The following is a 20,031-nucleotide window of genomic DNA, read 5'->3' on the forward strand; positions in this document are numbered from 1 at the left end:
GCCAGGCTCGGGCTGCCGCTTTGCGCCTGGGCCATCAGGCGGTCGAGCTGCGGATCGCCGTAGGCCTGCCACCAGGCCTGCTGCGGCCAGCCTGCCTCGGCCTGCGCCGAACGGATGGCCGCATCGGTGGCGAGGGTGTCGGGATCGAGCGGCGCGTGCTGGGGGGCGATGCCTTGAGTACCGATACAGCCACTCAGGATCGAACTGAGGGCACAAACACTGAGCACACGAAGTGCGCTGATGGGGCGACGCTGCACAGCGGCGGTTTCCGGGGCGAGAGGTGGGGTGGGCGGGGCCATTCTAGGGGGCGGCCGAGAAAGCGATAAGCGCAGATTCGTGCGAATCTTTGTTACCAAAAGAGCGATAATCCGGCTTTGGTCGAAGCCCCATAGCCGTTGCTTCATGTCACAATTTCGCCCTCAACCCCGAGAGTGACCCATGGACACCTTGCAAAACATGCGTGCGTTCAGCTGCGTGGCGCAGCTCGGCAGCTTCACCGCCGCAGCGGCCCAACTGGACACCACCACCGCGAACGTGTCGCGCGCGGTCTCCAACCTCGAAGCGCACCTGCAAACCCGTCTGCTCAACCGCACCACCCGGCGCATCGCCCTGACCGAAGCCGGCAAACGGTACCTGATGCGCTGCGAGCAGATCCTGACCTACGTCGAAGAAGCCGAGGCTGAAGCCAGTGACGCCCACGCGCGCCCGGCCGGGCAGCTCAAGGTGCACTCCATGACCGGCGTGGGCCAGCACTTCGTGGTCGACGCCATCGCCCGCTACCGGGAAACCCACCCGGACGTGACCTTCGACCTGACCATGGCCAACCGCGTGCCCGACCTGCTCGACGAGGGCTACGACGTGTCCATCGTACTGGCCAGCGAGCTGCCGGATTCGGGCTTCGTCTCCCAGCGCCTGGGCATCACCTACAGCATCGTCTGCGCCTCGCCTGACTACGTGGCCCGCCACGGCCTTGCGCAGAAGCCGGCCGACCTGCCCAAGCATGCCTGCCTGCGCATGGTCAGCCCGGTGATCCCGCTGGAAAAATGGCTGTTCAACGGCCCTGAAGGCCAGGAAGTGGTCAACGTGCCCTCCTCGCCCTTCCAGGTGAATTCGGCCGATGCCATGAAAACCGCGATCCGCAGCGGCATGGGCGTGGGTGTACTGCCGATCTACACGGCCATCGAGGGGCTGCGCGATGGCAGCCTGGTGCGCGTACTGCCCGACTACCGCCTGCAGGAGCTGAACCTGTACGCGATCTACCCGTCACGCCAGTACCTCGATGCCAAGATCAAGACCTGGGTCGAGTACCTGCGCAACTCGTTGCCGGAGATTCTGGCGGCCCACGACGCTGACCTGAAGATTCACGAGTTGCTGATCGCCCATTGAAAAAGCGGCTGCGGGGCGGCGGGCGACAGTGTTAGCGTGCAACCCTTCCCCTCCCAACTGCAGAGACGCCGCCTGATGAAAAAGACTGTCCTGGCCTTCAGCCGCATCACCCCGGCCATGGCCGAACGCCTGCAAGCGGACTTCGACGTGATCGTGCCCAACCCCAAGCAGGGCGATATCGCGGCCCAGTTCAACGAAGCGCTGCCCGAGGCCCACGGCCTGATCGGCGCGGGGCGCAAGCTGGGCCGTGCCCAGCTCGAAGGCGCGGCGAAGCTGGAGGTGGTATCCAGCGTGTCGGTGGGCTACGACAACTACGATGTCGACTATTTCAACGAGCGCGGCATCGCCCTCACCAACACCCCGGACGTGCTCACCGAAACCACGGCTGACCTGGGTTTCGCGCTGATCATGGGCTGCGCGCGACGCACCGCCGAACTCGACGCCTGGACCAAGGCCGGCAACTGGCAGGCGACGGTCGGCCCGGCGCTGTTTGGCAGTGACGTGCATGGCAAGACCCTGGGCATCGTCGGCCTGGGCAACATCGGTGCGGCCATCGCCCGCCGCGGTGCCCTGGGCTTCGGCATGCAGGTGCTGTATGCCGGCAACAGCCGCAAGCCGGCGCTGGAGCAGGAGCTGGGCGCGCAATTTCGTAGCCTTGAGCAATTGCTCGGCAAGTCGGACTTCGTCTGCCTGATGGTGCCGTTGTCCGAGGCCACGCGTCAGTTGATCGGCATGCGCGAGCTGCAACTGATGAAACCCAGCGCGTTTCTGATCAACCTGTCGCGTGGGCCGGTGGTCGACGAAGCGGCACTGATCCAGGCGCTGCGCGACGGCACGATTCGCGGTGCTGGCCTGGATGTCTACGAGCAGGAACCGCTGAGCGACTCCCCGCTGTTCGCACTGCCCAACGCCCTGACCCTGCCGCACGTCGGCTCGGCTACGGCCGAGACCCGTGAAGCGATGGCGAATCGGGCGCTGGACAACCTGCGGGCGGCGTTGCTCGGCGAGCGTCCGCGCGATCTGGTGAACCCGCAGGTGTGGAAGGGCTGACCCTGCGGCGAAACACCAGCAGGTTGCCGGCCATCACCGCCACCAGGCCGCACAGTGCGGGCGCTGTCCACTGATACCCCTCGGCCACTGCCGAGACGTTCAGCGCCACCACCGGAAACAGTACCGTGCAGTACGCGGCGCGCTGCGGCCCCAGGCGGCCGACCAGGCTCAGGTAGGCGGTGAAGGCGATCACCGAGCCCGGAATCACCAGGTACAGCAGCGAGCCGAGGTACCGGGCGCTCCAGTCCACGCTGAACGGCACGCCCGTGACGAGGCAATAGCTGCCCAGCATGCTGGCGCCGTAGAACATGCCCCAGGCGTTGGTGGTCATTGGCTTGAGCCCGGCGCGTTGCTGCTGGCTCGACAACAGGTTGCCGGCGGAAAAACACAGCGTGCCGCACAGTGCCAGGCCCAGACCCAGCAGGGTCTGTGTGCCCGCGCCGTGGTCGGCCAGCTCCGGCCAGAACATCAGCCCCAGCCCCAGCAACCCCACGCCGCCGCCGGCCATCACGTTGGCCTCGATGCGCTGCCCGAGAAACAGCCGGGCATTGAGCGCGTTCCACAGCGTGGCGGTGGAAAACACCACGGCCACCAGACCGCTGGGAATCCACTGGCTGGCGTTGAGAAAACACACGAAATTCAGGCAGAACAGGCACAGCCCCTGCGCCACGCAGATCAGGTGGCCGCGACGGTTCATCGGCTGCAGACGACGGCTGAACAGCAACACGGCGAACAGGATCAGTGCGGCCAGGGCAAAGCGGTAGACGATCGACACGGCAATCTCGACCGTGCCCAGTTGCATCTTCAAGGCGATCCAGGTGGTGCCCCAGATGAGCACGGTGAGGGCGTAGAGAAACAGGTTCATGGCACAGGGCCCTTGGCGAGTGAGCAGGCCCCAGTGTTGCCGTGCCCGTGAAGCACGCGCTTGCACGAACTTGCGCTTTTCTATCGGGTAGCGCTTTCCTGGGCAGCGCTTGGCAGTAGGATGAGCGCTCAGAGGAAACGCCCATGTCCACCCTCACTCAACTGGAAGTGTTCAACGAGCTGAATGCCTCGCCCCATGCGCGCCTGGAGGCCAGCGCGCAGCTGGGCGATGGCCTGGCGGCGGCGCTGTGGAGCAACCGCGATGACGCGCGCGATTACCATGCCCCGCGGCATCACACGTTGTCGTGCTACATCGCCGGCGGCACCCGCACCTTTCGGCGGCAACGCCCGCTGTTCACGGGCGCGCCTGACAAGCTGTGCGTGCTGCCGGCCGGGCATGAATCGAATTGGGTGATCGATGGCCCGCTCCGGCTGGCCCACCTCTACGTCAGCGAGGAGCAGTTCGTGCTGGGCTGCGTTCGCCTGCTCGACCGTGAACCGCGCGCGGTGCAGTTGCACGACGCCACCTTTGTCGATGATGCCAGGCAGGCTCAGCGTTTCCGTCAGCTGATCGCCCTGGATTGGCACGAGCCGGCTGAGCGCCTGCTGACCAGCAGCATCGCCCACGCCATCGTCGACCATGCCGTGCTGTGCCAGGTGGGAATGCGTGAGGGGCTGCGTCTGAAAGGCGGGCTGGCGCCGTACCAGCGGCGCTCGTTGAGGGCGTTCATCGAGGCTCATCTCGATCAACCGTTGGCGCTGGGCGCCTTGGCCGAGCGCTGCCAGTTGTCGGAATACCACTTCGCGCGGATGTTCCGGCAAAGCTTCGGCCTGCCCCCACACCAGTATGTGCTTGCGCGTCGCTTGCAGCGCGCGTGCGACTTGTTGCGCCTGGGGGGAACGGGCCTGGGCGATATCGCCCTGAGTTGCGGTTTCGCCAGCGCCAGCCATTTCAGCAATCGCTTCCGCCAAGCGATGGGCGCCACACCGGGCGCCTACCGGGCAGCCTTTCTGAATTAGCGGCCGAGCATCGCCAGCAGCGGGCCGAGCACCGCACTGAGCGCCGCCAGCCCCAGCAATACCCGCGGCTGATACGGCAGCACGAAGACCCACACGGTGACCCCGGCCATCAGCACGGCGATCCACTCCAACAAGCCGTGGGCCCAGCCGCGTACCTGCACGGCCAGCACCAGGGATACCAGCAGGAACGCCCAACCGACGATGCGCAACACACGCCGGCCCGCGGCCGACGGTGGGCGTTCGAGCAGCTCCTTGAAATGCTTTTCCATGGCCAGGCACAGCGAAGCGAAGCCTGCGTAGCCCATCAGGGCGATGCTCAGCATCAGTGCGCCTCCACTTCGGTCACCGCCTCAGCGCGGGCTTTGGCGACCCGCGACAGGCGTTTGACGGCGGGCTTGGGTGTGCGCAGCATTCGGCTGGCGGCCCAGGCCAGGAACAGCCCGACGGCCAGGGCCGTGAGGTCAAAGCCCGCCATCACCCAATCGCCAACGGCAATCGAATGGTTCAGGCCCTGGCCGGTGGTCAAGCCGTTGAGCACTGGCAGCAGGGCGAACGCCAGTGCGCCCAGCCCCAACTGCTCTGCCCAGGCACGGCGGCCAGGGCGCAGCACTGCGTGCAACAGCGACAAGGCCCAGACGCCGAGAAACGCGTTCACCTCCCACTCGCCACGGCCTTCCAGCGCCACCGGCAACAGGCGGTTACTCCAGAAGAACGCGGCCACGGCCAGCATCAGGCCGCTCATGCTGGCGATGTTGAGCACCTCGACCAGCCGTAGCTCGCCGGGCATCCGTGCGCTCTTGGCATGCTTGAGCTGGCGCTTGCCCAGCCACATCACCAGGCCGGTGCCGATCACGGCCGTACCTGCGATGCCGAACGCGAAGTACAGCCAACGCAACCAGGGCCCGGCAAAGTTGCCCATGTGCAGGCCGGCGAAGCTGAAGGCGGCCATCATCATGCCGCTCTCCGGCGCGCCGCTGGACAACGCCTGGCCGCTGACGCCATCGAAACTCCAGCTCTGGCTGCGGCGGTAGGCGACGTTGTCGGCCGAGGCGCGGGTGAAGGTGACGCGGGCATTCTGATCATTGGGGTTCTGCACCTGCACCGAGCCCATGTTGGCGCCAGGCGCCTGTTCCTGGACCTTGGCGTACAGCGTCGGCAGGGCCGCAAGCGGCGCGACGACGCCGGCTGGAGTCACCTCGACATCGCGCCCGAACAGGTCGCTGAAGTATCGATTGGTCTCGCCGCCATAGCTGGCGAGAATGCCCGCCGGCATGACCATGTACATGAACAGCACCAGGCTGCTGTAGCTGATCATCAGGTGAAACGGCAGCACCAGAACACCAATGGCGTTGTGTCCGTCGAGCCACGAGCGTTGGCCCTTGCCAGGGCGGAAGGTGAAGAATTCCTTGAAGATCTTCTTGTGCGTGATGATCCCGGTGATCAGCCCCAGGAACATGATGAACGCGCACCAGGTCGACAACCAGCGCCCCCAGGGATGGGGCATTTCCAGCTGGAAATGGAAGCGGTAGAAGAACTCGCCGCCGCGACTGTCGCGGGCTTGCACGACATCGCCGCTGGCGGCGTCGAGGTCTTTGCTGACAAAGCCACGGCGGCCTTCACCCGGCGTGCGCCAACCGACACTGATGGCCGGCTCACGCTCGCTGGGCAAGCGGATGAACCAACTGCTCGCCGGGCCGGCGTTAGCCGCCAGGTAGCGTTGCGCCAACGCCAGGCTGTTGGCCGGGTCAAGCGCATGCCGCTGGATCTCCGGCTGGCTCCAATGGCTGATTTCATCCTTGAAATACGACATCGTGCCGGTCAGGAAAATCGCGAACAGCAACCAGCCGAAGATCAACCCGGTCCAGGTGTGCAGCCAAGCCATGGCCTGACGGAAGCCTTCTTTCATGGCACGTGCATCCAATAGGCCAGTGCATTGATGAGTCCCAGCAGCGCCCCCGGCGCCAGCACCCCCACCCAGGCGCGCCGAGCGCTGCGACAGGCGAAACACCAGATGAAGGCCAGCAGGTAGACGACGAACGACAGCATCATGCCCAGTAACGCGGCATCGACCTGACGCAGAGGCGCCAGCAGGGCCATCAAGACGCTGGTCATCGAGGCCAGCCAGTAACCGCCCAACAGTGCAGCCAGGCAACGGGAGGCCACTGCCAGGCGATACTGCACAGGCAGGCCCAGAGCTTTGGGTTTCATCAGGGTGATCCGGGGTGTCGGGGGTGCAATACTAATGATTTCAATTCTCATAAGCAAAGTTTGCCTGATGAATCGTCCATTCCACTTGCCAGGTGCTCGTGCAGCGTCTATATCGCGGGCGTCAGCGCATTGGTTCGATGCCAATTGCTACAGAAGATTTATTTTTCAACAGGGCTTGAAATCGCTGCCTGGTTGCCTGACCTTAGAGTCAAGAGGTGAAAATTTCCAAGGGTATCAATGCCCTGGAAATGCCACTTGCGAGCCAGCTGAATAAGGATTGAATCATGCAAATCCAGGTCAACAGCAGCAACCAGATCGAAGGCAGTGCCCGTTTGAACGAGTGGGTGCGCAGCACGCTGGAAAGTGGTCTTGAACGTTACGCTGAAGACATCACCCGGGTCGAAGTTCACTTGAGCGACGACAACGGCGCCAAGCCAGGCCCCCATGACAAACGCTGCCAACTGGAAGCTCGCCCCAAGGGTCATCCGCCGATTGCCGTCAGTGATACCGCCAGCACGCTGGAACACGCGGTCGATGGCGCGACCACCAAGCTCAATCACGCCCTCGAGCATTTTTACGGCAAGCTGCGCAGCAAGCGCGTTGCCACGCCGGAGCTGAGCGACCCCGACGAGTGATCGCAGCGCTGCAAACACAAACGCCCGAGGCCTGTGCCTCGGGCGTTTTCGTCTACCGCTGGTGTTGGAATCAGTGAACCTTCTTGCCTGAATCCGAGTCACTTCCCACATGTCCCACGGCCAAGAACTCGACCATGTACAACCCGTTCGACCAGATCAACCGTGCATTTGCCCGTGATTACTGTGTCAACCTGCGCATCGTCGGGCTCGACGGCAGCATCATGCTGACCTTGTCGGACGCCTCTGGCATCGCTGTCAAGCACCTGATCCCGCCCGCCCAACGCAATGACCCGCTGCGCTTGCAGCGGGTCATCGACAATATTCAGTCCGGGCTGACGACAGGCGGCGATGACACGTTGCAAGCGCTCGCCAACCTCAGCGAACAACGTGCCCTCACCGGCACCGCGCAGCCCGGCCTCTGGTCAGCGCGCTGAATCCAGCAACGCGCGAATCGCACGCTCCAGATCGCTCAGGCGCAGACGCCGCTCACGATGCTCGTCGGCAAAGCTGTGCGGCTCGCGGAAAACACCGACCAGACCGTAGTCGTAGGTCGGCTCCTCACCCACGTTCAACCAGTAGATCACCTCATCCACCAGTGGGCGCGAGGTGATGACCTGCGGCTCGATCAGGCTGCCGATCTCGTTGATGTGCGTGTTCTCCAGGTCCAGGCCCAACGGTTGCAGGTAGCCCTGCAGAAACTCGAAAACTTCGTTTCGGTCCAATTCGCTCATGGTGTACTCCTCGATTCAACGAACGGCCGCGCGCTGATCGGTGTGATCGGCGTCGGGGCCGGGAGCGCGCATTGAATGACGTGGAGCGGGCGAACCAGCGCTAGATAATCAGCACCTTGAGGGTGCTGCCCCAGGGGTCCGCGAGCCGGCCTTTAACGGCCTTCATCGACCTCCTTGCCGTGCGCATCGAGCGTGCGCGTGGAGGGGTAGCGATACGAGGCATAGCGCACCACCAGGATGGCGAACGCCAACAGCAGGATGCCGCCGCAGACGTACAACAGACCCACGTCCGGGGCTTTATGGTGCGATACATCGCCAATCAGCAGGCGCGTCAGGGCGGTAATGGCGACGTAGAGCAGGAAGCGGATGGGCATGTGGTTGGTCTTGAAATAGATCCCCACCATCGCCCCCAGCTCCAGGTAGATGAACAACAGCAGAATGTCATCGACGTTCACCCCGCCCTTGCCCAGCATTTCCAGAAACGTCATCACGGCAGCCCAGGCCGTGATGCCGCCGATGCCGAACAGCGCCAGGTAGTGGAACGCCTCGACGCACAGGTTGCCCAGCGAATCCGCCGAGCCATGCAGGCCCTTGCGCACTCTTTCAGCCCATTTGATGTTCACGGTAACGGTTTCCCCTGATCGATAAGCAAGCGTGCACGCACGGTATGACGCTTGTGCCATGCAGTTAAAAGGCCAATCCCGCCACTTGGAAGGCGATCGATCGCCGCAGGGCACGTCTGCCGCGCACCTTTGCGCGATACGGCGAGCAACCCGTGGGCACAAGGCAGTTGCAGGAAGAAAATCGGTGCGTATACTGTATATCGATACAGTCACCCAGCAAACTGACTGCCACCCCGCTTGAACGACGACGCTGCTCTCCTTGGCGGCGTTCATCGTAGCGACACAGGCCGCGTCGCACCGGCGCCCCTGACATCACTGACTGAGAGGCCACGTATGGCTGTTGAGATTCTTTACCGCAGCACTCGCGATTTGGAGACGACGTTCTTGGACCGCAAACTTGCAGATGCCCATGACCAGATGCTCGAACTGGCCGAGGTGCTCACCCAGGTACTGGTAAAAAACGTAGCCGGGCTGGATGAAAACCTGGCCGAAGAAGCGAGCATCTTCATGGCCAAGAACCGTGCGATCTTCGCCACGGCCTTCAAGAGCAACGCCGGCGCCCTGGCAGAGCTGGACGCCGCGCCCAGCGAATGATGCCGCACCTGGATAGGGCCGTCGTCCAGCCCAATCCAAGTCTGCAGGCAGCGTTACGCCCGCTCTGCGGCGGGGCTCAAGCTGCGCCGATCCAGACCTGCAGACACCGCCCAGATAGCCAGGCCGCCCAGTGCCAGGCCACAGCCGACCCAGGCCGGAGAGGTCCAGCCGTAGCCGGCGGTCAACGCCAGGCCGCCCAGGAAGGGCCCCAGGGCATTGGCGAAGTTGAAGGCCGAGTGGTTCAGGGCTGCGGCCAGCCCCTGGGCATCGGCTGCAACGTCCATGAGGCGGGTCTGCAGTACGGTGCCCAAGGCGCCGCCTGAACCGATCAGCAGCACGCACAGGGAAATGGTCCAGATGTTCCCGGCGGCGAACGGGAACAGCGCCAGCATCACCGCGCTGAACACCAACATGCCGCCGGCCGTGGCCATCAGTGCACGGTCGGCGAACATGGGCACGATCAACGTACCCAGGGTCATGCCCACGCCGAACACGGCCAGGATCAGCGGCACGCTGCTCGGGCCCACCCCGGTCACCGCGCCGAGAATGTCGGCAAGGTAGGTGTACACCGCGAACAACCCACCAAAGCCGATGGCACCGATGGCCAGGGTCAGCCATACCTGCGTATTGCGCAGCGCACTGAGTTCGCGCAGCGGGCTGGCGGTGGGGTTGGCGGTGTCGCGCGGTGCGTACAGGGCCAGGGCGAGCATGGTGCCCATGCCCAGCACGGCCACCAGGGCAAAGCTGTAGCGCCAGCCAAACAGTTGCCCCAGCCAGTTGGCCAGGGGCACGCCGACGATGGTGGCGATGGTCAGGCCGAAGAACATCCGCCCAACTGCCCAGGTGCGACGATTCGCAGGCACCAGGGAAGCCGCCACCAGAGAAGCGATGCCGAAGTAGGCGCCGTGGGGCAGACCTGCAATGAAGCGGAATACCAGCATCCAGTGATAATCCGGCGCCAGCGCCGACAGCCCATTGCCTAGCGCGAACAGCGCCATCAGGCCGATCAGCAAGGTACGCCGCGACAGCCGCGCGCCGAGCACGGCCAATAGCGGTGCGCCGACCACCACGCCCAGGGCGTAGGCGCTGATGACATGCCCTGCCGTGGGCGCGTCGATGCCAAGGTCTGGTGCGAAGAACGGCAACAGGCTCATGGTGGCAAATTCCGTGGTGCCGATGGCAAAGCCACCGACAGCCAACGCGAACAGCACCAACGCCGTGCCCGCGTGGGGTGCAGTGTGTTTTGAAGTCATGGAAAACCTTATCGTTTGAAGGATGCGCTGCCCGCTGCAGCGCGGTGGAGCAAGCGCGGCCTGCTGCGTGGGCCAGAGCGCTGGGGGCGCGTACTGGAGCGCCGCGCAACCGTGTTGTCAAAGCAACGTGTGTCCGACCAACGCGTGTCGCTGTCCGGCGCTGCCCGAACGAACGGAGCACGTATCAGCCGGGGCTGATTCAGCGCAAATGGGCTGCGCCCAAAGGCTGGCCGGACTACACCTATGAGCCCGACGTGGCGCTCAGGTTCCCGTTTCCCCATACAGCATCCGCTCAGCGAGCATCAATGCTACCCGTGCGGGCGAGCGATTTTCCGCCTGGGCATGGGCGAACACTTCAGTCAGCCGCGTCGGAATGCGCGAAAGGTGCGCGCTGATATCGCCCGAGGCCTCGCCGTGGTGAGCCAGTGCGACATAAATGAGACCGCCTGCGTTGATGATGGTATCGGGCGCATAGAGGATGCCGCGGCTTTGCAGCTGGTCGGCCACCTGCAGGGTCGTCAGTGGGTTGTTGGCCGACCCTGCCACCGCCGCACAGCGCAACTGCATCACGCTCTGGGCGTTGAGCACGGGCCCGACCCCACAGGGCACGAACAGGTCGCACGGGGTGCTCAGCAGTGCATCATGCGCCACTGGCCAGGCATTGAGCTGCTCCACGGCGCGCCGCACGCGGTCAGCATCCAGATCGCTGACCAACAGCTCGGCGCCAGCGGCGTGCAACCGCTCGGCCAACGCATACCCCACGTTGCCCAACCCCTGTACCGCCACCCGCAAGCCTTCGAGGTTGCTGCTGCCCAAGCGCGCATGCGCCGTGGCGCGCAAGCCGGCAAACACCCCTTGCGCGGCAAACGGCGAAGGGTCACCGGTGGCGCTGGTGCTGCTGACGTGTGCAGTGCTGCGGGCGATGCAGTCCATGTCTGCCAGGGATGTGCCACTGTCCACTGCGATCACCAGCCGACCGCGCAGGCTCTCGATGAACCGACCGAAGGCCTCGAACATCGCCGCTCGGTTCTCGACCTGAGCGCTGCGCAGGATCACCGCCTTGCCGCCGCCCACCGGCAAGCCTGCCAATGCAGCCTTGTAGCTCATGGCCTGGGCCAGGTGCAGCGCGTCGGTGATGGCGGCTTCATCATCCGCATAAGGCAGGTAGCGGCAGCCTCCCATGGCCGGTCCCAACTGCTCGCTGTGGATGGCCGCCACGGCACGCAGGCCGGTGTCGGGGTCTTGCCACAGGTGCAACGACTGGGTACGCGTAGCGTGCATGAGCGCGAACATCGACGGGCTCCCGATAATGGTGCAGATTCCCAGTATAGGCAGCGCCCCGCGCCATGCGCTGCGGCCAGACCACTGGACGGACGCGCGCGCCGAGCCTGGACGGCTAGACTGGACACTACCGTTGTGTGGAGGCCCTGATGAACCCACGCCAACACTGCCTGCTATGCCTGCAACGCACCCCCGCCGCGCTGCTGGAAGCCGCGCTGTGGATCGCCGCCGAGCATGACCCCACGGTCGTACCCGCCAGTGGCCTGGCGCAATTGCGCCCGCTGCAACTGGACATCGCCCACAGCCTGCCGGTACTGCCACCCCGAGAACTGGCGCAACCGTTATTGCGCGTACTCAACAGCCTGGGTTTCCAGCAGGATGAATACCAGCCCATTCGCCCCCAGGCGGCACTGCTCGACCACGTGCTGCAGCGGCGGCGCGGGCAGCCATTGGCGCTGGCCATCCTGGCGCTGGAGCTGGCGCACCGGCTGGAGATTCCCTTGGAAGGGGTGAATTTCCCAGGCCACTTCCTGCTGCGCGTGCCTGGCGCCGACTACCTGCTCGACCCCTGTGGCGGCCGCCGCCTGTACCCTGCCGAGTGCCGCGAGCTGCTGCAACGGCAGTACGGCGCCAACACCTCGCTGAACGCCGACCACTTCGCGGTGGCCTCGCCGATGCAGATGCTGCAGCGCCTGTCGCGCAACCTCAGGCAACTGCACACCCATCATGACAATGACTTGGCCGCCCTGATCGATGCAGAACGGGTGATGCAACTGGGCCCGGTGAGCAGTGCCGACTACCTGGCACGCGCCACCCTGTATCAGCGCCTGAACTGCCCGCAGGCCGAACGTTTCGACCTGCAACACGCGCTGCTGCTCAGCGACGACCCGTTGCAGCGCCTGAAGCTGACCGAGCGCCTGGGCCAGCTGCCGAGCGTGTCACGTTCGCTTCACTGAGCGGGCGCGTCAGGCTGATTGGCCGGATGCGCCGCCACGAACGCCGGGTGTAGCGCGGCCAGCGCCGCCACCCGGGCAATGCGCGGATACGGCGCGAGGTCGACGTTGAAGCGCTGGGCGGCGTACAGCTGGCCCATCAAGTAGATGTCCGCCAGCCCAGGCTCGGCGCCAAAGCAATAGCCGGTGTCGCCGATCAACGGCTCGATCGCTGCCAGCCCCTGGGTGATCCAATGGCAGGTCCATGCCGTGACCTGCGTTTCGTCATGGCCCAAGCCGCGCAGTCGGTTGAGCACACTGAGGTTGTGCAGCGGGTGCACGTCACAGGCGATCACTGCCGCAATCGCCCGCACCCTGGCCCGCGTTGGCGCATCCGCAGGTAGCAGGGCCGGCGTGGGGTACACCTCCTCCAGGTATTCGATGATCGCCAGCGACTGCATCAGCTGTTCGCCGTCGTCGGTACGCAGGGTCGGCACCCGTGCCTGTGGATTGACGGCGCGATAATCGGCCTCGAGCTGCTCGCCGCCCAGCAGATTGACGGCAATGGCCTGGTACTCCAGGCCTTTGAGGGCCAAGGCGATGCGCACCCGGTAGGACGCGGTGGAGCGGTAGTAGGTGAACAGTTGCATCACCACAGCCTCCTCAGTTGGCAGCCACGACCCTGCCGCGGCACTCGCCGAAGCCGATGCTGGCGACACCCTCGCGCACGCAGCGACCGCGCAGAATGACTTCGTCACCGTCTTCGAGGAAGGTGCGCTGCTCGCCATTGGCCAACTGCACCGGATGTTTGCCGCCCTCCGTGATCTCCAGCAGGCTGCCATAGGCGCCCTGCCCTGCCCCAGAGAGTGTGCCCGAGCCGAACAGGTCGCCGGGCTGCAACTGACAGCCGTTGACGCTGTGGTGGGCGACCAGCTGCGCGACGGTCCAGTACATGCTCAGGCTGTTGCTCAAGGCCAGGCGCTCAGGCGCCATCCCTGCGTCACGCATCCGAGCGGTCAGCAGCAACACTTCCAGCTCGATGTCGAAGGCGCCCTGGGTTTGATCCTGCGCATCGAGCAGATACGGCAGTGGCTGCGGGTCACCCTCAGGGCGAGCTGGCTGGGTGCAGCGAAACGGCGCCAGGGCTTCGGCGGTGATCACCCAGGGCGACAGCGTGGTGATGAAGCTTTTCGACAGGAACGGCCCGAGCGGCTGGTATTCCCAGGCCTGGATATCGCGCGCCGACCAGTCGTTGAGCAGGCACAGGCCAGCGACATGCTCGGCGGCCTTGCCGATGTCGATGGCCTCGCCCATCGCGTTGCCCTGGCCGATCCAGATACCCAGCTCCAGTTCGTAGTCCAGGCGCGCGCAGGGACCGAAGCGCGGTTCGCTGTGACCGGCCGGGAGGGTCTGGCCCTTGGGCCGGCGAACCTCGACGCCACTCGGGCGCAAGGTAGAGGCACGTCCGTGGTAGCCGATGGGCACGTATTTGTAGTTGGGCAGCAGCGGGTTGTCGGGGCGGAACAGCTTGCCGACGTTGGTGGCATGCTGGATGCCGACATAGAAATCGGTGTAATCGCCCACCTGCGCGGGCAGGTGCATCTGGCACGCGTGCGCCGGGTACAGCAGCGGGCGCAACGCGGCCTGATGTTCACTGCCCTCGGCGAGCAGGACCAGCAGGCGCTCGCGCAAGGCGAGGCGGGCCGGCTGGCCGAGTGCGAACAGGGCATTCAAGGTGGCGCTGGCGGCCTCGGCGGCCACCTTGGCCTGTCCGTCCAACAGCCCGGCGTCCAGCACCGCTGGCAGGTCGAGAATCGCCTCGCCGATGGCGACCCCGCAGCGGCGTGCTTCACCGGGCCGGCTGAAGATGCCCAGCGGAAGGTTTTGCAGCGGGAAATCGGCGTGCCCGTTGGCGTGCTCGACCCAGCTGCGGGCAAAGGGGGTTGCGTTCATCGGTCAGCTCCGCTGCGGATTGAAGGTGGTGGCCAGGCTCGCCCAGCACTGGTCGTAACTGTCCTGCAACTGCGGGCTGCTCATCGCCTGTTGGCTGGGGCGCAACACCTGGCTGGTCTCGAACATGAAGGCCATGGTGCCGTCGATCTTGTGCGGCGCCAGTTGGGCGGCGATGGCTTTTTCGCACGTGTCGCTATCAGGACCATGGGCGCTCATGCACGGGTGCAGTGACGCGCCGCCGGGCAGGAAGCCTTCGGCCTTGGCGTCGTAGGCGCCGGCGATCAGGCCCATGAACTCGTTCATCAGGTTGCGGTGGAACCAGGGCGGCCGGAAGGTGTTCTCGGCCACCATCCAGCGCGGCGGGAAGATCACGAAGTCGATGTTGGCCATGCCGGGCACGCTGCTGGGCGAGGTGAGCACGGTGAAGATCGAGGGGTCCGGATGGTCATAGCTGACCGTACCGAGGGTATTGAAGGTGCGCAGGTCGTACTTGTAGGGCACGTTGTTGCCGTGCCAGGCCACCACGTCCAGCGGCGAATGATTCAGCTCGCACCCCCAGAGCTGGCCCAGGTACTTCTGCACCAGCTGCACCGGGCCGGTGAGGTCTTCGTAATGCGCCACGGGGGCGAGAAAATCGCGCGGGTTGGCCAGGCCGTTGCTGCCGATCGGGCCCAGATCCGGAATGCGCAGCGAGGCGCCGTGGTTCTCTGCCAGGTAGCCGCGTGCCTGGCCATCGGGCAACTCGACACGAAACTTCATGCCACGCGGCACCACCGCGATCTCCAGTGGGCCGAGCTCCAGCACGCCCAGTTCGGTGACCAGGCGCAGCCTGCCTTGCTGGGGCACCAGCAGCAGCTCGCCATCGGCATCGTAGAACGCGCGCTGCATCGAGCAGTTGGCGGCGTAGAGGTAGAGGCTCACGCCGCTCGCCGCCTCGGCCGGTGCGGTGGCGGCCATGGGCAGCCAACCGTCGATGAAATCGGTCGGTTCCGTGGGCATCGGCTGCGGGTTCCAGCGCAGGCGGTTGGGGGTGGGCACTGCCCCGGCGGCTGTCAGCGGTTGCCGGGCCAGGCGCTCGAAGCGCGGATGCAGGGCACTGGGGCGAATGCGGTACAGCCAGCTGCGCCGCTGTTCATGGCGCGGCACGGTGAACGCAGTGCCGGACAGTTGCTCGGCATACAGCCCGTAGGGCACTTGCTGCGGGGAGTTTCGCCCCTGCGGCAGGCTGCCCGGCAAGGCTTCGCTGGCAAATTCGTTGGCAAAACCGCTCAGGTATTGCAGGTCTTCGCAAGGGGTGCGCTGCATCGAAGCCTCCGGGCTGATCGCGGGTCACCCGCCGTTGAAACGGCGGCAACCTCGCTGAGTTGTATTTATCGTAATCAGATTACGCTTAACGTAATTTGCTCAATGACGGTCGTCAAGCTATAAGGTCGCCATCTCCTCCGGAATAACAGCTCAATGACCCAGGTCAATTCGCCCGCCGACAGCGGCAAGCAGAAGGTGCGGTCGGCGGAAGTCGGCACCGACATTCTCAAGGCCCTGGCGCAACTGGCGCCCTCGACGTCGCTGTCGCGCCTGGCCGAGTTCGTCGACATGCCCGCGAGCAAGGTGCACCGCTACCTGCAGGCCTTGATCGCCAGCGGCTTCGCCGAGCAGAACCCGGTCACCAACCATTACGGCTTGGGCCGCGAAGCGCTGCGGGTAGGCTTGGCCGCGCTGGGCAGCATCGATGTGCTGAAGGTCGCCGCCGCGCCGCTCTCGCAACTGCGCGACGCCATCAATGAAAGTTGCTTTCTGGCGGTCTGGGGCAATCAGGGCGCGACGGTGGTGAGCATCGAGCCTGCGGTGCGCGCGGTCACGGTGGTCACCCAGATCGGCTCGGTACTGCCGCTGCTCAGTTCTTCCACCGGGCTGGTGTTCGCCGCTTACCTGCCGGAGCGCGAAACCAGCGACCTGCGCGATCAGGAGCTGGCGCGCCTGCAGCGCCAGGCCGGCGACTACAGCGCAGCGTTCGCAGCGATCCGCGCCGAGGGGCTGCACGCGGTGCATGGGCTGTTGATGCCGGGGGTGGATGCCGTGTCTGCACCGATCTTCAACGCACTGGGTCAGGTCGCCGCGGTGATGACCGTGGTAGGACCTACCTCGATGTTCAACGCCGACAGCCAGGGCCCAGCGGCCGAGCGCCTGCGCGCTGCCGCTCAGGCGGTCAGCTGGCGCATGGGCCATGAAGCAGGATGAGCAGCACTGTTGCCGGGCGCGTAACAGTGATTGTCGGAAGGTCGTATTTTTCCTCGGCCCTCAACGGCTTATGCTCGGCGTCCCTGGCCTTGGCACCCCGAACCCCCAGTGACCGGTGCCGGCCCAGGTACCCTGGCCGATTTTGAAGCTCCTTGATCTGCCGTCTTCCTTGGCCGCTGCGTCTGCAGCGGCCTTTTTTATGGCTGGGCCACCTGCAGCTCGCCCCAGGTGGGCTTTTGCGGCAGGTGCGTCAGGGGCTGCTCGCGAAAGGCCAGGTATTCACCCAGGACCTCGACCGGCGCTTCGGTGTGCGGAAAGTGTCCGATGTCCGTCAACAAGGTGATCTCGGCGTTGGGCAGCAGGTGTCGGTAGCGTTCGAGTACGCGCGCGCTGCACAGCGGGTCTTGAGCGCCGTTGATCAGCCTCACGGGCACACCGCTCAGTTGCAACGCCTCCAGCCAGCGCTGGCGCAGGGCACGGCGCTCGCGCACAAAGCCCATCAGCTTGTGCAGAATGCGCGTAGCGCGGTTGGAGAGCATCAGGCTCCAGTAGTCGTCCAGCGTACTCTCGCTCAGGTGGCTGTCGAGGCGATTGAGCTGCGACAGGTTGCGCACCAGATCTTCACGCCCGAACGCACGCCCGACCAGCCAGCCCAACGGGCTGAGCAAGAGCTTGTGCGCCAACTGCAAGGGGTGGCATTCGGGCAACAGGCCGGTGCTGAGGAACATGCAACTGGCCACCTCGGCGAGGCCTTCATGGTGCCGGGCCAGCAGTTCCTGGGCCACATTGCCACCGTAGTCGTGGGCCAGCAGGTGCACCGGCTGGTCGATACCCAGGTGCTGCAGCAGCGCCTGTTGCAGGTCGGCCTGGCTCAACAGGCTGTAGCTGTCGTCCAGCGGCTTGGCGGAATCGCCAAAACCGAGCATGTCGCAGGCCACCAGGCGAAAGCGCTGGGCCAGCGGTGCCCAGAGGTAATGCCAGTCCCAACTGGCGGTGGGAAAGCCGTGCAGCAACAGCAGCGGCTCGCCCTGCCCGGCCGTCCAGTAGCGAATGCTCTGGCCACGGAAGGTGAAGGGTTGACCACGGGTACGCCACACACACAACGGGATTTCGGCGAGGGGCATCAACTGCGCCCCTGCCGGCAAGCGGAACGGGGCGTCATCTGGGCTGCAAACATGGCGGATTCACCTCTCGGCACATGGGTGTGCTCTTGCTCTCCAGGTGAGTCTAGCCAGCGTGCGACAGGCGGTATGTTGCCTTGGCAGCCAGCTTGATGGCCGTGCGGGACAGTGGCCCGGACGGTCAGCGGCAAGGCCTAACGGGCCTTCAATGCCGCCGCGAATCTAGCCAGCCACGGCTCGGCATCGGTTTCGGGCGTCACGGTCTCGCTGGCGTCCAGGCGCAGCATGGGCAGCAGTGCCTGAACGCCCAGCTCATCGAACAGCTCACTCATCAGTTCGCCGCCGCCGCAGAATGTGTCGTAGCTCGAATCGCCCAACCCGATGACTCCACCGGGCAGGCCACGCCAGGTGGCGGGCAAGGTGTCTTTGAGTTCGCTGTACACGGCCATGAGGTTGTCAGGCAATTCGCCCATGCCGGTGGTGGACGTGACGGCCAGTACGGCCTCCGGGGCGAAGCGCTGGATGTCCTGGCAACCGGCCCGCAACGCATGCCAGGCCTGAAAGCCGGCGGCGTTGAGCACGGCTTCGGCATGGCGGGCGACGTCTTCGGCAGCACCGTAGACCGAGCCGCAAAGGATGGCGATTTTCATCGGGAAAGATTTCCGAAGCTGAGTGAAAACGTAGGATACTCACTTTCGCCGCGCACGAAAGCGCAGCCTGCCCCAACGCCGCCCCCATCGCATCAGGTCCTGCCGATGATCAATGCTTATTTGCTGCAATCAATGGTCGATGCATCCAACGACGGCATCGTGGTCGCCGAACGCGAAGGTGAAGACACCATCCTCATCTACATGAATGCAGCGTTCGAGCGCCTCACGGGCTACTCGCCCACTGAAGTGCTGTACCAGGACTGCCGCTTTCTGCAAGGCGATGACCGCGACCAGCTGGCCCGCGCGCGCATCCGCCGCGCGCTGGCAGAGCACCAGCCGTGTCGAGAAGTGCTGCGCAACTATCGCAAGGGCGGTGACGTATTCTGGAACGAGCTGTCTATCACGCCACTACACGATCCGATTTCCCAACGCACCTATTACATCGGTATCCAGAAAGACGTTACCCGCCAGGTTGAACTGGAGCGCCAACTGGCCGAGGCCCAGGCGGCACTGGCCGACCGGGAGCGTTGCTGAGTCGATCAGCGCCGCCATCACCCTGCCCCCTGAGCCCGCACGAGCACCGACATGCAACCAGATCCACTCCTCAGCCAGGCCGAACTGGACTTCATCCAAGACTTGCAACAGGGCCAGCAGATGGAACTCAACGTACCGTCGCCAGGCCTGCGCGTGCAGGGGCAGCAGGTGACGCGCGAGTTGCTCACGCACCTGATCGGCCAGGAACAGGTAACGTTGCATGCCACCGTGGACAACCAGCAGATCAGCTTTCCGCTGCAGTTGGTCGAGGACGAATTCCATACCGTGCACCTGCACCTGGGTTCACCGGAAATCTATGAAGACGGCCCCATGCTGCGCGCCTGGCGGCTGTCACTGGAGCACCCCAGCCTGTTGCGCGACCCGCTGGGCAAGCCCAGCACGCTGTGGGTACGTGACCTCTCGTTCAACGGGATGCTGGTCGAGGTGCACGGCCAGCACCCGGCCCCGGCGCAGTTCGATCTGGACTTCGCCCCGGCGGGCATTGCCGCCATTACCCTGCACGGTGAACTGCGCCGACGCATCGGCCCTGCCCTGGCCGCGTACGACCTCAGCAGCAGCGACCGCGACGAGATCGATCGGCTACGCGACTACGTGCTGCAGGCCCACCGCCGCGCCCACCCCGAGCTGCACACTCAGGTATCGAGCTGACCGGCCAGAAACCGTTGCAGCCGCTGGCGCATCCCCGCCGCCTCCGCGCCCAGGCAGGCGATCGGGCTGTCCTGTAGCAGCGTCTCGGCCAGGTCGGCCATTTCCCCCGCCAGCGCCAGTGGGCAGCCGAGGCCCCGCGCCACCTGAGCCAGACGCCGGCCCAGCTCGGCCGGCGGATGGTGGTGCGACACCAGCACCAGCGCATCGGCTGCGCGCCGCTCGCAGATCAAGGCCAGCTCGGCCAAGGGCTGGCCCACGGGCAGCACTGTGACCGACACTCCTTCACCGT

At 65.1% G+C, this 20,031-nt stretch carries 23 protein-coding genes and 2 pseudogenes; 10 read left to right on the plus strand and 15 right to left on the minus strand.

Annotation, left to right across the window (positions count from 1 at the left end; all coding sequences use genetic code 11):
* Positions 1 to 257, minus strand: a pseudogene (locus RT028_RS07660) (RND transporter); the annotation flags it as partial.
* A gap of 181 nt (positions 258 to 438) precedes the next feature.
* Here RT028_RS07660 and RT028_RS07665 point away from each other — a divergent pair.
* Positions 439 to 1,386, plus strand: a complete 948-nt coding sequence (locus tag RT028_RS07665) for a LysR family transcriptional regulator (RefSeq protein WP_312934102.1) — start codon at positions 439 to 441, stop codon at positions 1,384 to 1,386.
* A 75-nt stretch (positions 1,387 to 1,461) separates the two neighbouring features.
* Entirely contained in the window at positions 1,462 to 2,436 is a 975-nt protein-coding gene (locus RT028_RS07670) for a D-glycerate dehydrogenase (RefSeq protein ID WP_312934103.1), read from the plus strand.
* Here the strand turns inward: RT028_RS07670 and RT028_RS07675 are convergent.
* The gene (locus RT028_RS07675) at positions 2,324 to 3,301 is read right to left on the minus strand and encodes a DMT family transporter (RefSeq protein WP_312934104.1); all 978 of its coding nucleotides are present in this window, start codon (positions 3,299 to 3,301) and stop codon (positions 2,324 to 2,326) included. The two genes, RT028_RS07670 and RT028_RS07675, sit on opposite strands and share 113 nt — an antisense overlap.
* Positions 3,302 to 3,444: 143 nt before the next feature.
* Between RT028_RS07675 and RT028_RS07680 the strand changes: the two genes are divergently transcribed.
* Positions 3,445 to 4,320 (plus strand): AraC family transcriptional regulator, encoded by an 876-nt coding sequence (locus RT028_RS07680; protein WP_312934105.1) that lies wholly within the window; start codon positions 3,445 to 3,447, stop codon positions 4,318 to 4,320.
* On the opposite strand, the gene RT028_RS07685 is transcribed toward RT028_RS07680, so the two are convergent.
* Genes RT028_RS07685 through RT028_RS07695 form a run of 3 tightly spaced genes read right to left on the minus strand, consistent with a single transcriptional unit; the run spans position 4,317 to position 6,528 of the window.
* Positions 4,317 to 4,643 (minus strand): DUF3325 domain-containing protein, encoded by a 327-nt coding sequence (locus RT028_RS07685; RefSeq protein ID WP_312934106.1) that lies wholly within the window; start codon positions 4,641 to 4,643, stop codon positions 4,317 to 4,319. The genes RT028_RS07680 and RT028_RS07685 overlap by 4 nt on opposite strands.
* Positions 4,643 to 6,226: a PepSY-associated TM helix domain-containing protein gene (locus RT028_RS07690; RefSeq protein ID WP_312934107.1), complete on the minus strand. Its 1,584-nt coding sequence runs from the start codon at positions 6,224 to 6,226 to the stop codon at positions 4,643 to 4,645. Before RT028_RS07690 ends, RT028_RS07685 begins: the two co-directional genes overlap by 1 nt.
* Positions 6,223 to 6,528: a DUF3649 domain-containing protein gene (locus RT028_RS07695; protein WP_312934108.1), complete on the minus strand. Its 306-nt coding sequence runs from the start codon at positions 6,526 to 6,528 to the stop codon at positions 6,223 to 6,225. Before RT028_RS07695 ends, RT028_RS07690 begins: the two co-directional genes overlap by 4 nt.
* A gap of 284 nt (positions 6,529 to 6,812) precedes the next feature.
* Between RT028_RS07695 and RT028_RS07700 the strand changes: the two genes are divergently transcribed.
* Entirely contained in the window at positions 6,813 to 7,163 is a 351-nt protein-coding gene (locus RT028_RS07700) for an HPF/RaiA family ribosome-associated protein (RefSeq protein WP_312934109.1), read from the plus strand.
* Between the two features lie 134 nt (positions 7,164 to 7,297).
* The gene (locus tag RT028_RS07705) at positions 7,298 to 7,597 is read left to right on the plus strand and encodes a DUF3509 domain-containing protein (RefSeq protein WP_312934110.1); all 300 of its coding nucleotides are present in this window, start codon (positions 7,298 to 7,300) and stop codon (positions 7,595 to 7,597) included.
* Here the strand turns inward: RT028_RS07705 and RT028_RS07710 are convergent.
* Together RT028_RS07710 and RT028_RS07715 are read right to left on the minus strand one after the other, a co-directional pair.
* Entirely contained in the window at positions 7,586 to 7,894 is a 309-nt protein-coding gene (locus RT028_RS07710) for a hypothetical protein (RefSeq protein ID WP_312934111.1), read from the minus strand. The two genes, RT028_RS07705 and RT028_RS07710, sit on opposite strands and share 12 nt — an antisense overlap.
* Before the next feature lie 152 nt (positions 7,895 to 8,046).
* On the minus strand, positions 8,047 to 8,517 hold the full coding sequence (locus RT028_RS07715; RefSeq protein ID WP_312934112.1) for a phosphate-starvation-inducible protein PsiE: 471 nt from the start codon (positions 8,515 to 8,517) through the stop codon (positions 8,047 to 8,049).
* A 333-nt stretch (positions 8,518 to 8,850) separates the two neighbouring features.
* On the opposite strand from RT028_RS07715, the gene RT028_RS07720 reads away from it, so the two are divergent.
* The gene (locus RT028_RS07720; protein WP_312934113.1) at positions 8,851 to 9,111 is read left to right on the plus strand and encodes a YebG family protein; all 261 of its coding nucleotides are present in this window, start codon (positions 8,851 to 8,853) and stop codon (positions 9,109 to 9,111) included.
* 53 nt (positions 9,112 to 9,164) lie between these two features.
* On the opposite strand, the gene RT028_RS07725 is transcribed toward RT028_RS07720, so the two are convergent.
* Both RT028_RS07725 and RT028_RS07730 read right to left on the minus strand, forming a co-directional pair.
* Positions 9,165 to 10,364 (minus strand): MFS transporter, encoded by a 1,200-nt coding sequence (locus tag RT028_RS07725; RefSeq protein ID WP_312934114.1) that lies wholly within the window; start codon positions 10,362 to 10,364, stop codon positions 9,165 to 9,167.
* Positions 10,365 to 10,625: 261 nt separating this feature from the next.
* Positions 10,626 to 11,657, minus strand: coding sequence for a Glu/Leu/Phe/Val dehydrogenase dimerization domain-containing protein (locus RT028_RS07730; RefSeq protein ID WP_312934115.1), 1,032 nt, complete (start codon positions 11,655 to 11,657; stop codon positions 10,626 to 10,628).
* A 137-nt stretch (positions 11,658 to 11,794) separates the two neighbouring features.
* On the opposite strand from RT028_RS07730, the gene RT028_RS07735 reads away from it, so the two are divergent.
* Entirely contained in the window at positions 11,795 to 12,601 is an 807-nt protein-coding gene (locus tag RT028_RS07735) for a SirB1 family protein (protein WP_312934116.1), read from the plus strand.
* On the opposite strand, the gene maiA is transcribed toward RT028_RS07735, so the two are convergent.
* Genes maiA through hmgA form a run of 3 tightly spaced genes read right to left on the minus strand, consistent with a single transcriptional unit; the run spans position 12,595 to position 15,835 of the window.
* Positions 12,595 to 13,227 (minus strand): maleylacetoacetate isomerase, encoded by a 633-nt coding sequence (maiA, locus tag RT028_RS07740; RefSeq protein WP_312934117.1) that lies wholly within the window; start codon positions 13,225 to 13,227, stop codon positions 12,595 to 12,597. The two genes, RT028_RS07735 and maiA, sit on opposite strands and share 7 nt — an antisense overlap.
* Positions 13,228 to 13,240: 13 nt before the next feature.
* Positions 13,241 to 14,530 carry a fumarylacetoacetase gene (gene fahA, locus RT028_RS07745; RefSeq protein WP_312934118.1) on the minus strand — a complete coding sequence of 430 codons (1,290 nt, stop codon included), beginning with the start codon at positions 14,528 to 14,530 and terminating at the stop codon, positions 13,241 to 13,243.
* 3 nt (positions 14,531 to 14,533) lie between these two features.
* Entirely contained in the window at positions 14,534 to 15,835 is a 1,302-nt protein-coding gene (gene hmgA, locus RT028_RS07750) for a homogentisate 1,2-dioxygenase (protein WP_312934119.1), read from the minus strand.
* A 153-nt stretch (positions 15,836 to 15,988) separates the two neighbouring features.
* Here hmgA and RT028_RS07755 point away from each other — a divergent pair, with 153 nt between their 5' ends.
* Complete coding sequence (locus tag RT028_RS07755; protein WP_312934120.1) at positions 15,989 to 16,768, plus strand: IclR family transcriptional regulator; 780 nt, start codon at positions 15,989 to 15,991, stop codon at positions 16,766 to 16,768.
* Positions 16,769 to 16,965: 197 nt separating this feature from the next.
* Here the strand turns inward: RT028_RS07755 and RT028_RS07760 are convergent, their stop codons facing one another.
* Positions 16,966 to 17,892 (minus strand): alpha/beta hydrolase, encoded by a 927-nt coding sequence (locus RT028_RS07760; RefSeq protein WP_312934121.1) that lies wholly within the window; start codon positions 17,890 to 17,892, stop codon positions 16,966 to 16,968.
* A gap of 191 nt (positions 17,893 to 18,083) precedes the next feature.
* Positions 18,084 to 18,539 (minus strand): flavodoxin, encoded by a 456-nt coding sequence (locus tag RT028_RS07765; protein ID WP_312934122.1) that lies wholly within the window; start codon positions 18,537 to 18,539, stop codon positions 18,084 to 18,086.
* Positions 18,540 to 18,644: 105 nt separating this feature from the next.
* Here RT028_RS07765 and RT028_RS07770 point away from each other — a divergent pair, with 105 nt between their 5' ends.
* Together RT028_RS07770 and RT028_RS07775 are read left to right on the plus strand one after the other, a co-directional pair.
* Positions 18,645 to 19,073: a PAS domain S-box protein gene (locus RT028_RS07770; RefSeq protein ID WP_312934123.1), complete on the plus strand. Its 429-nt coding sequence runs from the start codon at positions 18,645 to 18,647 to the stop codon at positions 19,071 to 19,073.
* Positions 19,074 to 19,124: 51 nt separating this feature from the next.
* On the plus strand, positions 19,125 to 19,742 hold the full coding sequence (locus RT028_RS07775) for a hypothetical protein (protein ID WP_312934124.1): 618 nt from the start codon (positions 19,125 to 19,127) through the stop codon (positions 19,740 to 19,742).
* Here RT028_RS07775 and RT028_RS07780 read toward each other — a convergent pair.
* A pseudogene (locus tag RT028_RS07780) lies at positions 19,727 to 20,031 on the minus strand (helix-turn-helix-type transcriptional regulator); the annotation flags it as partial. The gene RT028_RS07775 and the pseudogene RT028_RS07780 sit on opposite strands and share 16 nt — an antisense overlap.

The organism is Pseudomonas sp., from assembly GCF_032058845.1.
Classification (GTDB): domain Bacteria; phylum Pseudomonadota; class Gammaproteobacteria; order Pseudomonadales; family Pseudomonadaceae; genus Aquipseudomonas.

Coding starts and splice junctions, on each gene's coding strand:
- RT028_RS07710 (WP_312934111.1), bottom strand. CDS start 7,894: ATGAGCGAATTGGACCGAAACGAAGTTTTCGAGTTTCTGCAGGGCTAC.
- RT028_RS07665 (WP_312934102.1), top strand. CDS start 439: ATGGACACCTTGCAAAACATGCGTGCGTTCAGCTGCGTGGCGCAGCTC.
- RT028_RS07720 (WP_312934113.1), top strand. CDS start 8,851: ATGGCTGTTGAGATTCTTTACCGCAGCACTCGCGATTTGGAGACGACG.
- maiA (WP_312934117.1), bottom strand. CDS start 13,227: ATGCAACTGTTCACCTACTACCGCTCCACCGCGTCCTACCGGGTGCGC.
- RT028_RS07675 (WP_312934104.1), bottom strand. CDS start 3,301: ATGAACCTGTTTCTCTACGCCCTCACCGTGCTCATCTGGGGCACCACC.
- RT028_RS07765 (WP_312934122.1), bottom strand. CDS start 18,539: ATGAAAATCGCCATCCTTTGCGGCTCGGTCTACGGTGCTGCCGAAGAC.
- RT028_RS07705 (WP_312934110.1), top strand. CDS start 7,298: ATGTACAACCCGTTCGACCAGATCAACCGTGCATTTGCCCGTGATTAC.
- RT028_RS07690 (WP_312934107.1), bottom strand. CDS start 6,226: ATGAAAGAAGGCTTCCGTCAGGCCATGGCTTGGCTGCACACCTGGACC.
- RT028_RS07760 (WP_312934121.1), bottom strand. CDS start 17,892: ATGCCCCTCGCCGAAATCCCGTTGTGTGTGTGGCGTACCCGTGGTCAA.
- RT028_RS07755 (WP_312934120.1), top strand. CDS start 15,989: ATGACCCAGGTCAATTCGCCCGCCGACAGCGGCAAGCAGAAGGTGCGG.
- RT028_RS07770 (WP_312934123.1), top strand. CDS start 18,645: ATGATCAATGCTTATTTGCTGCAATCAATGGTCGATGCATCCAACGAC.
- RT028_RS07700 (WP_312934109.1), top strand. CDS start 6,813: ATGCAAATCCAGGTCAACAGCAGCAACCAGATCGAAGGCAGTGCCCGT.
- RT028_RS07680 (WP_312934105.1), top strand. CDS start 3,445: ATGTCCACCCTCACTCAACTGGAAGTGTTCAACGAGCTGAATGCCTCG.
- RT028_RS07735 (WP_312934116.1), top strand. CDS start 11,795: ATGAACCCACGCCAACACTGCCTGCTATGCCTGCAACGCACCCCCGCC.
- hmgA (WP_312934119.1), bottom strand. CDS start 15,835: ATGCAGCGCACCCCTTGCGAAGACCTGCAATACCTGAGCGGTTTTGCC.
- RT028_RS07725 (WP_312934114.1), bottom strand. CDS start 10,364: ATGACTTCAAAACACACTGCACCCCACGCGGGCACGGCGTTGGTGCTG.
- RT028_RS07730 (WP_312934115.1), bottom strand. CDS start 11,657: ATGTTCGCGCTCATGCACGCTACGCGTACCCAGTCGTTGCACCTGTGG.
- RT028_RS07670 (WP_312934103.1), top strand. CDS start 1,462: ATGAAAAAGACTGTCCTGGCCTTCAGCCGCATCACCCCGGCCATGGCC.
- fahA (WP_312934118.1), bottom strand. CDS start 14,530: ATGAACGCAACCCCCTTTGCCCGCAGCTGGGTCGAGCACGCCAACGGG.
- RT028_RS07695 (WP_312934108.1), bottom strand. CDS start 6,528: ATGAAACCCAAAGCTCTGGGCCTGCCTGTGCAGTATCGCCTGGCAGTG.
- RT028_RS07685 (WP_312934106.1), bottom strand. CDS start 4,643: ATGCTGAGCATCGCCCTGATGGGCTACGCAGGCTTCGCTTCGCTGTGC.
- RT028_RS07775 (WP_312934124.1), top strand. CDS start 19,125: ATGCAACCAGATCCACTCCTCAGCCAGGCCGAACTGGACTTCATCCAA.